A 12,503-nucleotide genomic window follows, 5' to 3' on the forward strand; every position below is an offset into this window, starting at 1 on the left:
ATAGCGGACCAAAGGGGAATAGAATGCGCGTCCTGATCGTCGAAGACGAACCCAATCTCGGCCAGCAGCTCAAGAACACGCTGGAAGGCGCGGGCTATGCGATCGATCTCGCGGTCGATGGCGAGGAGGGACATTTCATGGGCTCGACCGAGAATTACGACGCGATCGTGCTCGATCTGGGCCTGCCCGAGATCGACGGGCTGACCGTGCTCGACCGCTGGCGCAAGGAAGGTCGCACCGCGCCGGTGCTGGTGCTGACCGCGCGCGACAGCTGGTCGGACAAGGTCGCCGGGCTCGATGCCGGGGCGGACGATTACGTCGCCAAGCCGTTTCAGTCGGAGGAACTCATCGCTCGGCTGCGCGCGCTGATCCGCCGCGCCTCGGGCAACGCCTCGTCGGAATTGACGGCAGGCGACGTGCGGCTCGACACGCGTTCGGGCAAGGTCACGAGGGCCGGCGAACCGGTCAAGCTGACCGCGCAGGAATACAAATTGCTCAGCTATCTGCTGCATCACAAGGGCAAGGTGGTCAGCCGGACCGAGTTGATCGAACATATCTACGATCAGGATTTCGATCGCGATTCGAACACGATCGAGGTGTTCGTGACGCGGATCCGCAAGAAGCTGGGGCAGGACGTGATTACGACGATCCGGGGGCTGGGATATAGCCTCGAGGATCCGGATGCCTGAGCCACGATTCGTCGCCCTGATCCTGGTTCAGGGCCCATCATGCCCTGGAGTGGATCGTCCGAATGGCATGATGGATGCTGAAGCGGGTTCGGCATGACGGATAATACGGGGGTATCGGTTGCCTCCACCGACGCCGAAGTCCCGCTCAGCCGTGGTTACGTGCGCACCACCGGATCGCTGTCGCGCCGCATGATCTTGATCGCGGCGGTATGGATCCTCGTGTTGCTTAGCGGCGGGGGGTACGGGCTCGATCGCGTTTTGACCCAGGCAGTGACGCGCAATTTCGACGACCAGCTCGAATATGTCCTGACCGCGCTCATCGTCTCGGCCGAGATCGGCCCGGACGGCGAGGTGATGTTCAACCGCGAACCCGCCGACCAGCGTTTCCTCGAGCCCGGTTCCGGCCTGTATTGGCAGGTCTCGGCCAAGGGCCGTGAAGCGTTTCCGTCGCGCTCGCTGTGGGATCGTAAACTGGCTTATGCCGGGCGGCACGCCGATCGGGATGTGCATGTCTATGACAGCGCGCAATTTCCCAGCGAAAAGCTCCGGCTGCTCGAACGGGACGTCAAACTGCCCGGGTCGGACGTCAATTGGCGCTTCATGGTCGCGCAAAACCGGGAAGGGCTCGATGCCCAGATCGGTGCACTGCGCAAGACGCTGGTGCGCAGCTTTCTGCTGCTGGGCCTTGGCCTGCTCGTCATGGCCGCGTTGCAGACCTTTTACGGGCTGTGGCCTTTACGCAAGGTGCGTGAGGAGATCGCCCGCATGCGGTCTGGCAAGTCGCGGCAGATCGAGCGCCCGATGCCGATCGAAGTCGCGCCGATGGTCGAGGAACTCAACGGGCTGATCGCGCATAACGAACGCCAGGCCGAGGAAGCGCGCCGCCACGCCGGCAATCTCGCGCATGCGCTCAAGACACCGCTCACCGTGATCATGAACGCGGCAACCGCCGATGCCGACGATCTCGGCGAGACGGTGGTGCGCGAGGCACGGACGATGCGCCGTCAGGTCGACCATCATCTCGCGCGCGCGCGCGCCGTCGGACGACGCGGTTCGGCGCATAGTCGCGCAGATGTGTGGCCGAGCCTCGAATCGGTCGAGCGCGCAGTCGCGCGACTGTATCGCCATGTGCGGATCGATATTGACGGGCCGAAGACACTGCAGGTGCATGTCGAGCGGCAGGATCTCGATGAGATGCTTGGCAATCTGATCGAGAATGCCGCCAAATATGGCGGCGGCAGCGTGTTCGTCACGGTCGGGCAGCATTCCGGCTTCGTCGAATTCCTGATCGAGGATGACGGGGCGGGGATTCCGGAGGAACAGCGCGTGCGCATTTTCGATCGCGGCGTGCGGCTGGACAGCGGCAAACCCGGGACGGGCTTAGGCATGGCGATCGTGCGCGACGTGGCGGAGATTTACGAAGGGACGGTGTCGCTCGAAGAGAGCGAGGATCTCGGCGGGCTGCTGGTACGGTTGAGGCTGCCGGCGGCGAATTGATCTGCCGTTCCAGCCGTCATCCCCCGCGAAAGCGGGGTGACGGTTGAGCCCAGGTCAGGCGGCGACCTTGAATTCCGCCATCACGTCTGCGGTGATCTCCAGGCTGCGCTTGCGCGCTTCATGATCGTAGATCGCGCTCGTCACCATGATCTCGTCGACCCCGGTGCGCTCGACGAACGCAGCGATGCCGCGCGCGACCGTGACCGGGGAGCCGACCGCCGAGCATTGCAGCACGTGATCTAGGATCTGCTGCCCCTGCGCGCCCAGGCTCTGTCGATAGCCCTCGACCGGCGGCTTGAGCTTGCCCGGATTGCCGGTGCGCAGCGCGACGAACGATTGCTGCTGCGAACTTGCCAGCAACTCCGCCTCGGCATCGGTATTGGCGGCGAAGATGTTGAAGCCGGCCATGACGTGCGGGCGATCGAGAGCGGCCGATGGCTGGAAGTCGCGACGATAGATCGCCAGCGCGCTCATCAGCGAATCCGGCGCGAAATGCGAGGCGAAGGCATAGGGTAGGCCCAGCGCAGCGGCGAGTTGCGCTCCGAACGTGCTCGATCCCAGGATCCACAGATCGACGTTCGCGCCCGCACCCGGCGTCGCAGTGATGCCGGTCTGGCCGTCATCCGCGAAATAGCTCTGCAGTTCGAGCACGTCGCGCGGGAAGGCATTGGAGTCGCTCTGCAAATTGCGGCGCATGGCGTGCGCAACGCGCTGGTCGGAGCCCGGCGCGCGGCCGAGACCGAGATCGATCCGGCCGGGAAACAGCGCGTCCAACGTGCCGAACTGTTCGGCGATCGCGAGCGGGGCATGGTTGGGCAGCATGATGCCGCCGGCACCGACGCGGATCGTGGAGGTGGCGGCGGCGATATGGCCGAGCACCACCGAGGTCGCCGCACTGGCGATCCCCGCCATCCCGTGATGCTCTGCCGTCCAGTAGCGGCGGAAGCCGAGCCGCTCGGCGTGCTGCGCGAGATCGGCGGCGTTGGCGAGCGATTGGGAGACGGTGCCGCCTTCGAGGACGGGCACCAGATCGAGCAGGGAATAGGCTGTCATGATCAGCATGTGGGGAGGGCGGGCGGCTCCCGCTAGCCCCAATCTGCCGCCGTCATTCCCGCGCAGCCTGTCCGCCACGTCCCGTCGCGACGCGCCGGACGTCGAGCGATCAGAACCGCAATTCGTCGTAGACCTTCGAGACGTCGCCGCCCCATGCGCCATGGTATTTTTCGAGCAACAGTTGGGCCGGAACCTTGCCGCTGCGCACGACCTCGCGCAGCGGATCGAGAAACCCGGTCTCGTTGCTGCCGCCGGCATTCAGCCGGTTGCGCGCACTGAGCCCGGCATTGGCGATATCCAGCACGCGGCCGGCGATATCACGCAACGTGCGCCCCCCGGCGATCGGCGCGTCGAGCCCGAGCTTGGGAACCGCATCGCGCAACGCTTGGCGTTCCTCGATCGTCCAGTCCTTGACCAGATCCCAAGCCGCATCCAGCGCGACACCGTCATAGAGCAATCCGACCCAGAAAGCGGGCAAGGCGCAGATCCGGTTCCACGGGCCGCCATCGGCACCGCGCATCTCGAGGAAGGTCTTCAGGCGCACTTCGGGGAACGCGGTCGACAGATGATCGGTCCAGTCGTCGAGTGTCGGCTTTTCGCCTGGCAGGACGGACAGGTTGCCGGCGAGGAAATCGCGGAAGCTGAGGCCGGCGGCGTCGATATATTTGCCGTCGCGATAGACGAAGTACATCGGCACATCGAGCGCATAGTCGGCATAGCGTTCGTAGCCGAAGCCGTCTTCGAAGACGAACGGCAGCATGCCGGTGCGCGCGGGATCGGTGTCCGACCAGATATGGCTGCGGTAGCTCAGCATGCCGTTGGGCTTGCCCTCGGTGAACGGCGAATTGGCGAACAGGGCAGTGGCCAGCGGCTGCAGCGCCAGGCCGACGCGAAACTTCTTGGCCATGTCGGCCTCGGTCTCGTAATCGAGATTGACCTGGATCGTGCAGGTACGCAGCATCATGTCGAGCCCCATCGAGCCAACACGCGGCATATGCCGCAGCATGATACCGTAGCGCCCCTTGGGCATGCGCGGCAGTTCGTCGCGCGTCTTGTCCGGCCACATGCCGAGCCCGAGAAAGCCGATGCCGAATTTTTCACCGATCGACTTGACCTGCTCGAGGTGGCGTCCGGTTTCGGCGCAGGTCTCGTGCAGATTTTCGAGCGGGGCGCCCGACAGTTCGAACTGCCCTGCAGGCTCGAGGCTGACGCTGCCGTCGGCGCCGTTGAGCGCGATGACGTTGCCGCCCTCGACGACGGGTCGCCAGCCATAGGTTTCGAGCGCCTTGAGCAGATCGCGAATCCCGCCCGTTTCCTCGTAGCTCGGCGCATGATGGTCGCTCAGCGCATAGACGAACTTCTCGTGCTCGGTGCCGATCCGCCAGGCGTCGATTGGCTTCTCGCCCGCGGCAAAGCTGGCGATCAGCTGGTCGCGCGACTCGATGGTCGGCGAAATCTTCTTGGGGGGCGTGGGGCTCGTCATTGCCGCGCTTTAACGACCGGTATGGAAAGGCGCTAGTGGTGGTTCACCCCATGTGTGGTACTCGAAATCCGTTCCCAATCTTTTCCCGGCGGCGGCGGCGGATACGAGGCGGGCGTGCTTCACCAATCCCCCTGGGCCGCCATCCAGAGTGATACCGCCGCCGCCGCCGCAGTATCGGCGCGCAGGATCCGCGGCCCCAGGCTTATGCCCACCGCGTCCGGATGCGCGCGGATCGCGGCGCGCTCCTCATCGTCGAAGCCGCCCTCCGGGCCGATCAGGATCGCTGCCGTGGCGCTGCCCTCGCGCATCGCCGCAAAACCCGGAACGCCGCCGGTTTCGTCCGCGAAGAACAGGGTGCGGCCCGCCGGCCAGTCACGCAACAGCGCCGGCAGCTTGACCGTCTCGGCAAGCCCTGGAATCGCAGTGCGTCCGCATTGCTCGGCGGCTTCGATCATATGCGCACGCAACCGCTCGCTCTTTGGCCTGTCGACCACCGCGCGTCGCGTCACCACGGGCACGACGCACGCGACACCCAGTTCGCACGCTTTCTCGACCATCCAGTCGATCCGGCCCTTTTTGAGCGGCGCGGCGCAGAGCCACAGATCGGGCACCGCTTCCCGCGCGCGCAATCGCTCGGTCACGTCTAGCATCACGTCGCGGCGGCCGACCGCACTGGCCACGCCCAGCCATTCGCCGCTGATGTCGTCGAACAGCTTGACCGGATCGCCGATCTTCAGCCGCATTACCGCGGCGAGATAATGGCCCTGCGGCCCGTCGATGCGCAGCGCGCCGGGGGCGAGGGGTGAGTCAATGAACAGGCGCGGCGTCGATTGCGGCGGCCAGGCAGGGGTGGCGATCATCGCGCAACCCTAAAGAGCAGTACCCGCACCGGCCAGTCACTTCGTGCGCGGCAGGCTAGCGCCCGCGCTTGCGCCACGGCCAATGCCCCCGCATCAGCCGCCAGGCGACGATCAGCACGAGCAGCCCGGCGCCTGCGCCGAGCGCAATCTGCCCGGCGGCCTGCATCATCGCCCAGAACAATGCCTCGAAAAAGCGCCCGACCGCGACCGACAGGGCTACCATGAGGGGATGGGGGAACGCGTCACGCCGCCACCGTTAGCCGCCTGCGGCCTCGCTGGCAAAGTTGTGCGGTCCGATTGCGCCACTGGTGGCCGGCGATCGGCTGACCAAAGCGGCGCCGGCCTAACCGAACGGCCGATCGATCGACGGCTGCGGTGTGGTGAACCATGCCGCGCCCGTCTCCGTCACATGGAAATGATCCTCCAGCCGCACGCCGAAGCGATCCGGCACGACGATCATCGGCTCGTTGGAAAAGCACATGCCGGGCGCCAGCACGGTGTGATCGCCGCGCACCAGATAGGCCGGCTCGTGGATCGACAGGCCGATGCCGTGGCCCGTGCGATGCGGCAGGCCCGGTAGCTTATAGTCCGGCCCAAGGCCATGCGCGACCAATATGCGGCGCGCGGCGGCGTCGATCGCCTCGCATGTCTCGCCCGGGCGCACCGCGGCGAAGGCGGCGGCCTGCGCCTCTTGCTCGATCGCCCAGATCGCGCGCTCGTCGCCGCCGACCGCGCCGAACGCATAGGTACGCGTGATGTCCGAATGATAGCCTTCGACCAGGCAGCCGGTATCGACCAGCACCAGTTCGCCCTCAGCGAGATATTGTTCGCCGGGCAGGCCGTGCGGGAAGGCTGTGGCGCGACCGAACTGAACGATGCAGAAGCTCGATCCCGCCGCGCCCAGCGCGCGGTGCGCGGCATCGATGAAGCGCACCACTTCGGACGCGGCGATGCCTGGGTGGAGGATCGCGGCAGCGCGACGGTGCACCTCCAGCGTCATCGCCTTAGCCTGTGACAGCAAGGCCAGTTCGGCCGGCGACTTGATCTTCCGGCAGTCGTCGATCGGCGCGGTGCCGTCGACCAATGACAGGCGGCGATCGCGCAGTTTCTGGCCCCAGGCGAACGGCAGCAACGGATCGACCGCCAGCACCGCGCCCGGCGCGAGCAACCGCGCAACGAGATCGGCCGGTTGTTCGTCCTCCTGCCACAAGGCGAGATCGGCATCGATCCTGAGGTCGGCCGCCAGCGTGCCCTGCTCGAAGGCGGGGCAGATCACCACCGGCCGGCCGCCGACCGGCAGCAGCAGCGCAACCATGCGCTCGCTTGGCCCCCAGGGCACGCCGGTGAAATAGCGCAGGCTGGCGCCAGCATTGACCAGCAACGCCGTCGCGCCCGCCTGCTCGGTCAGCGCGCGGGCGCGGTCGAGCCTCGCATCATATTCCGCACGCGCGATCGGCGCGGCCCTAGCGGTCCAGGGAGTGAGCCCGGCCAGTTCGCCGGCACTGTCGGATCCGCCAATCGTCATCGTACAATCCTCAACTTCAAAAGCGCTCGACATCGAACGCGGCAAGATCGATCGCCGGCGCCACCCCTTGCGCCAGTGCCACGACCAGTTCGGCGGTGATCGGCGCGAGCGTCAGGCCGAGATGCTGATGGCCGAACGCATACAGCAAATTGCCCGCGCGAAGCGAGCGGCCGATCGCTGGGAGATAATCGGGCAGCGTGGGGCGTGCGCCGATCCAGCGCGTGAACGGGCCGGTCAGCGGCAAGCCAAGCGCGGCGACATGCTGTTCGAGCCGCCGCCATTTGGCTGCATCCGGCGCCGCATCGGCCGCGCCGAACTCGACGAAGCTCGCCGCCTGCACCTGATCGCGATAGCGCGTCACGATCATTGACCGGTCCTCGAACACGATCGGCGGGAGCTCCGCGGGCCAGGCGTCGGCGGCGGCGCGGATATGATAGCCGCGCTCGGCAATCAGCGGCACCTTGTGCCCGGCTGCTCGGATGAGCGCGCCGGATCGCGCGCCGGCGGCGATCAGCACCAGATCGCTGTCGATCCCGACGACGCTGGCCATACCGTCGATTACGGTAATCAGCGCCGTCTCGCGCACGATCCGCCCGCCCGCCGCGAGCAATGCGCGCTCCAGCGCGGTGGCAAGTTCGCCGAGATCGGTAATCTGCCCGCTGCCAGCGAAGCGGATCCCGTCGAGATACGGTGTGCCGTTAATCGCATCGATCGCGTCCAGCTCGGCCATGGTGGCATCGCGGAACGTTGCCGTGCCCGTGTCCGCCGCATGCCAGGCGGCACGCCCACGTCGCGCGCTGTCTGCCGATTCCCACAGCACGAAATGCCCTTCGGTACTGATCAACTCGGGCGCGCCGATCGCCGCTGCGAGCCGCTGCCATGCGGGCAACGCGCTGGCCAGCAACGGCGCCAGCGCCGCGCGCCCCTGCGCGAAGCGCGCCGGCGTCGACGCGCACAGCATCCGAAGCGCGAATGGCAGCCAGTGGCGAATCATCGCCAGCGGCAGATCGAGTGCCCCGCCGCGCGAGAACAGGCGCCCGGGCGCGGAGCGCAGCGAAGCCGGCGAGGAAAGCGGCGCGACCTGCTCGGTCGCGATGTGCCCGGCATTGCCCCACGATGCGGCATTGCGCGTTGCGTCCACTTCGAACACACTCACGACATAGCCTGCGTGCGCCAGCGCAACGGCGCTGCTCAATCCGACAATGCCGCCGCCGACGACCGTTATTCGCTGCACCCGAGAAATCCCTTGTTGCGCCGCAAAACGCTATATCGTATACAGTATAAGAACTCAATAAGGGGCATTATACATGGCGATCGGTTGGAAGGGTGTCTTCCCGGCGGTAACGACTCAGTTACGCGAGGATCTGTCGATCGATCTCGCGGATACGCAGCGTGTCGTCGACGATCTGATCCGCGACGGGGTCACCGGCGTGATCGCGCTTGGCACCGTGGGCGAGAACAATTCGCTTGATTACGACGAAAAGGTCACCGTGCTGACCGCGATCGTTGAGGTCGTCGCCGGTCGTGTGCCCGTGCTCACCGGTGTGTCGGAATACGATACCCGTCGTGCCGTCCGTTATGCACAGGCGGCCGAGAAGGTCGGGGCAGATGGTCTGATGCTGCTGCCGCCGATGGTCTATGTGCCGCAGGAGCATGAGCTCGTCGCGCACTTCAAGGGCGTGGCCGAAAGTACGGCGCTGCCAATCATGCTGTACAACAATCCGCCGGCCTATCGCACGGTGATCAACAAGGCCGTGCTGTCGGCGTTGGTCGAGATCAAGAATATCGTGGCGGTCAAGGAATCCGCGCCGGATACGCGCCGCTTCACCGATTTCCGCAACGAATTCGGCTCGCGCTACGTGCTGTTTGCCGGGCTCGACGATGTCGCGCTCGAGGGCCTGTATCTCGGCGCGCAGGGCTGGGTCTCGGGCCTGACCAACGCTTTCCCCCGGGAATCGGTTGAGCTGGTCGCGGCGTTCGAGCGCGGCGATCACGCCAAGGCAATCGAGATCTATCGCTGGTTCATGCCACTGCTGCATCTCGATGCCGAGCATGATCTGGTCCAGTCGATCAAGCTCGCCGAGCAGGTCATGGGCCGCGGCTCCGAACGCGTGCTGCCGCCGCGCTACCCGCTGATCGGCGCGCGCCGTGCCGAGGTGATCGCGATGGTCGAACAGGCTGCTGCAACGCGCCCCAATCTCGACCGGGCCAATCCCGATCAGGCCAAGGCCGCCTGATCGGGATGCGCAACACCTTCTTCTGCATCGACGGCCATACCGCGGGGAACCCGGTGCGGCTCGTCGCGGGGGGCGCGCCGCTGCTGAAGGGGGCGACCATGTCGGAGCGGCGCCAGGATTTCATGACGCGCTTCGACTGGATCCGTACCGGCCTGTGCTTCGAGCCGCGCGGGCACGACATGATGTCCGGCGGCTTCCTGTATCCGCCAACGCGGCGCGACACCGATATCGGTATCCTGTTCATCGAGACATCCGGCTGCTTGCCGATGTGCGGCCACGGCACGATCGGCATCATCACGTTCGGGCTCGAACACGGCCTGATCGAGCCGCGCACGCCGGGCGAGTTGCGCGTCGAGGTGCCGGCCGGGGTCATCGACATCGCCTATACGACGGAAGGCGACAAGGTCACCGCGGTGCGCATCACCAACGTCCCGTCCTATGTCGCGATGCGCGGCATCCCGATCGACATTGAAGGCTTCGGTCCGCTGACCGTCGATGTCGCCTATGGCGGCAATTATTACGCGATCATCGAGCCGCAGGGCGCGTACACGTCATTGGACGATCTCGGCGCCAGCCGTCTGATCGATCTCAGCGGCCGCATCCGCGACGCGATCCGTGCGAAATACGAACCGATCCACCCGCTCGACCCCACGATCCGCGGCGTCAGCCATATCCTGTGGGCCGACGGGCCGAAGGGTGAAGGTGCCGACGGCCGCAACGCCGTTTTCTACGGCGACAAGGCGATCGACCGCAGCCCGTGCGGCACCGGCACGTCGGCGCGATTGGCGCATCTCGCTGCCACCGGTCGCCTCGTGGTCGGCGAGCGCTTCGTGCACGAAAGCTATATCGGCAGCCGTTTCATCGGTCGCGTCGAGCGCGCGACCACGCTCGGCGATCAGGAGGCGATCGTCCCGTCGATCGAAGGATCGGCCATCGCGACCGGTTTCAACACGATCTGGATTGATCGCGCGGACCGCTTCTGGGATGGTTTTCAGGTCAAGTGATCAACCGGCCGATTTCCTCGGTTGCGGTGACACCCCTGAACGGAGTGACAGAGCGATGAGCATCGTCGTACGCACCCTTTCCGAACGCGTGTTCGAGATCGTCCGCGAACAGATTGTCACCGGTGCGCTGCCCGATCTGCTGCCGATCCGGCAGGATGCGCTGGCCAGTGATCTCGGCGTCAGCAAGATTCCGTTGCGCGAGGCGCTGGCACGGCTCGAGCAGGAAGGGCTGCTGACCAGCCAGCCCAATCGCGGCTATTTCGTCCAGCCGATGTCGGCGGCGCAGGCCGACGAAATCTTCGAGCTGCGCCTCGCGCTCGAACCGCGCTCTGCCGCCTTCGCCTCGACGCTGGCCAATGAGGCGGATCAGGCCGCCGCTTATGCCGCGTTCGAGGCGCTGGACAGCGCGGCGAACAACAATCTCGCCGAGGTCGCGATCCGCAATCGCGCGTTCCACACGGCACTCGTGCGGCCGGGCGGCAAATTGCTCACCACGCAATTGGTCGAGCGGCTTGCGGTGCTTGCCGAACGCTATGTCGTCGCGCAATTGAAGCCGGCGGGCCGCGATGCGCGCGCGCATCTCGAACATCGCGGGCTGATCGACGCCTGGCTGGCGCGCGACGTGCCGCTGCTCACCGAGCGGCTCACCGCGCACATCCAGGGCACGCTGGACGATCTGCACGCGCAGTTCAGAACGACGATGACGACCTGATACGGTCGCTCACAAGGGGGATAGAATGTTCGGACCACGCAAGTCGCTCAGTAACGTCACGCAGCACGAGGCCGGGCAACGGCTCGCCAAGACACTGAGCTGGCCGCATTTGATTGCGCTCGGTGTCGGCGCGATCGTCGGCACCGGCATTTATACCCTGACCGGCGTCGGCGCCGAGCGCGCCGGCCCGGCGGTGATCCTGGCCTTTGCGATCGCCGGCGCGGTCTGCGCCTGCGCGGCGCTCTGCTACGCCGAACTGGCAACGATGATTCCCGCCGCGGGCAGTGCCTATACGTTCAGTTATGCGGCGCTCGGCGAGAAGATCGCCTGGGTGGTCGGCTGGAGCCTGATCCTCGAATATTCGCTCGCCTGCTCGACCGTCGCGGTTGGCTGGTCCGGCTATCTGGTCGGCTGGATCGAGGCGGCGGGAATTCACCTGCCCCAGGAGATCCTGGTCGGCCCGCATGGCGGCGGCATCGTCAATTTGCCGGCGGTGTTTGTGGCTTTGGCGGTGATGGGGATGCTGATTGCGGGCACGCGCGAGAGCGCTACGCTCAATATCGTGCTGGTTGTGATCAAACTCGTGGCGCTCGGCATGTTCATCGCCTTTGCGCTGCCGGCGTTCCAATCGAGCAACCTCGAGCCGTTCATGCCCTACGGCTTCGCCAGCACCGAAGTGGACGGTCATAAGCGCGGCGTGATGGCGGCGGCGGCGATCGTGTTCTTCGCCTTTTACGGCTTCGATGCGGTGGCGACGTCGGCGGAAGAAGCGAAAAATCCCGGCCGCGATCTGACCATCGGCATCATCGGTTCGATGGCGGTGTGCACCCTGATCTACATGGCGGTGGCCGTCGCCGCGATCGGCGCGCTGCCGTTCCAGCAGCTGGCCAATTCGCCCGAGCCGCTGGCGCTCGTGCTGCGCAGCCTGGGCAAGCCGGCCGCGGCATATTTGATCGCGCTGGCCGCGGTGATCGCGCTGCCGTCGGTGATCCTGGTGATGATGTACGGGCAGAGCCGCATCTTCTTCGTCATGGCGCGCGACGGGCTGCTGCCACGGCGCCTGGCGCAGGTATCGCCGCGTACCGGCGCGCCGACGCTGATCACGCTGCTCACCGGCATCTCGATCGCCGTCGTCGCCGGCATCTTCCGGCTCGATGAGATCGCCGAACTGGCCAATGCCGGTACGCTGATCGCGTTCATCGCGGTCGGCGCCTGCCTGATGGTGCTGCGCCGCACCGCGCCGGACATGAAGCGGCTGTTCCGCTGCCCGCAGCCCTATATCGTCGGCACGCTGGCGATCCTGGGCTGCCTGTACCTGCTGTTCAGCCTGCCCACGGCGACGCTGGTGCGCTTCGTGATCTGGAACGCGATCGGGCTTGCCGCCTATTTCGCCTATGGCCGCAGCCGCAGCCTGGTCGGCAAGGCCGCGCCCGCCTCGTGATC

General features: G+C 66.1%; 12 protein-coding genes. 6 read left to right on the forward strand and 6 right to left on the reverse strand.

From position 1 onward, the window contains the following. The first annotated feature begins 23 nt into the window (after positions 1–23). Complete coding sequence (locus NV401_RS06050; RefSeq protein ID WP_261293490.1) at positions 24–689, forward strand: response regulator transcription factor; 666 nt, start codon at positions 24–26, stop codon at positions 687–689. A 189-nt stretch (positions 690–878) separates the two neighbouring features. After that, the gene (locus tag NV401_RS06055; RefSeq protein WP_261293589.1) at positions 879–2,186 is read left to right on the forward strand and encodes a sensor histidine kinase; all 1,308 of its coding nucleotides are present in this window, start codon (positions 879–881) and stop codon (positions 2,184–2,186) included. 54 nt (positions 2,187–2,240) lie between these two features. Here the strand turns inward: NV401_RS06055 and NV401_RS06060 are convergent, their stop codons facing one another. The 6 genes from NV401_RS06060 to NV401_RS06085 all read right to left on the reverse strand — a co-directional run bounded on the left by NV401_RS06060 (position 2,241) and on the right by NV401_RS06085 (position 8,341). After that, the gene (locus tag NV401_RS06060) at positions 2,241–3,239 is read right to left on the reverse strand and encodes an LLM class flavin-dependent oxidoreductase (RefSeq protein ID WP_261293491.1); all 999 of its coding nucleotides are present in this window, start codon (positions 3,237–3,239) and stop codon (positions 2,241–2,243) included. Positions 3,240–3,348: 109 nt separating this feature from the next. After that, positions 3,349–4,722: a glutamate--cysteine ligase gene (locus tag NV401_RS06065; protein ID WP_261293492.1), complete on the reverse strand. Its 1,374-nt coding sequence runs from the start codon at positions 4,720–4,722 to the stop codon at positions 3,349–3,351. A 119-nt stretch (positions 4,723–4,841) separates the two neighbouring features. After that, the gene (locus tag NV401_RS06070; protein WP_261293493.1) at positions 4,842–5,582 is read right to left on the reverse strand and encodes a 16S rRNA (uracil(1498)-N(3))-methyltransferase; all 741 of its coding nucleotides are present in this window, start codon (positions 5,580–5,582) and stop codon (positions 4,842–4,844) included. A gap of 55 nt (positions 5,583–5,637) precedes the next feature. Beyond that, on the reverse strand, positions 5,638–5,805 hold the full coding sequence (locus tag NV401_RS06075; RefSeq protein WP_261293494.1) for a hypothetical protein: 168 nt from the start codon (positions 5,803–5,805) through the stop codon (positions 5,638–5,640). A gap of 120 nt (positions 5,806–5,925) precedes the next feature. Then, positions 5,926–7,107, reverse strand: coding sequence for a M24 family metallopeptidase (locus tag NV401_RS06080; protein WP_261293495.1), 1,182 nt, complete (start codon positions 7,105–7,107; stop codon positions 5,926–5,928). 16 nt (positions 7,108–7,123) lie between these two features. Further along, positions 7,124–8,341 carry an NAD(P)/FAD-dependent oxidoreductase gene (locus NV401_RS06085; protein ID WP_261293496.1) on the reverse strand — a complete coding sequence of 406 codons (1,218 nt, stop codon included), beginning with the start codon at positions 8,339–8,341 and terminating at the stop codon, positions 7,124–7,126. 73 nt (positions 8,342–8,414) lie between these two features. Here NV401_RS06085 and NV401_RS06090 point away from each other — a divergent pair, with 73 nt between their 5' ends. From NV401_RS06090 to NV401_RS06105, 4 genes are read left to right on the forward strand one after another with little or no spacing between them, the layout of a single operon-like run. Continuing rightward, positions 8,415–9,344 carry a dihydrodipicolinate synthase family protein gene (locus NV401_RS06090; protein WP_261293497.1) on the forward strand — a complete coding sequence of 310 codons (930 nt, stop codon included), beginning with the start codon at positions 8,415–8,417 and terminating at the stop codon, positions 9,342–9,344. 5 nt (positions 9,345–9,349) lie between these two features. Beyond that, complete coding sequence (locus tag NV401_RS06095; RefSeq protein WP_261293498.1) at positions 9,350–10,348, forward strand: 4-hydroxyproline epimerase; 999 nt, start codon at positions 9,350–9,352, stop codon at positions 10,346–10,348. A 55-nt stretch (positions 10,349–10,403) separates the two neighbouring features. Beyond that, a complete protein-coding gene (locus NV401_RS06100; RefSeq protein WP_261293499.1) occupies positions 10,404–11,060 on the forward strand; it encodes a GntR family transcriptional regulator in 657 nt (218 codons plus the stop codon). Between the two features lie 25 nt (positions 11,061–11,085). Next, entirely contained in the window at positions 11,086–12,501 is a 1,416-nt protein-coding gene (locus tag NV401_RS06105) for an amino acid permease (protein WP_261293500.1), read from the forward strand. The last annotated feature ends 2 nt before the right edge of the window (positions 12,502–12,503 follow it).

Source organism: Sphingomonas hylomeconis, assembly GCF_025370105.1.
GTDB classification, from domain to species: domain Bacteria; phylum Pseudomonadota; class Alphaproteobacteria; order Sphingomonadales; family Sphingomonadaceae; genus Sphingomonas; species Sphingomonas hylomeconis.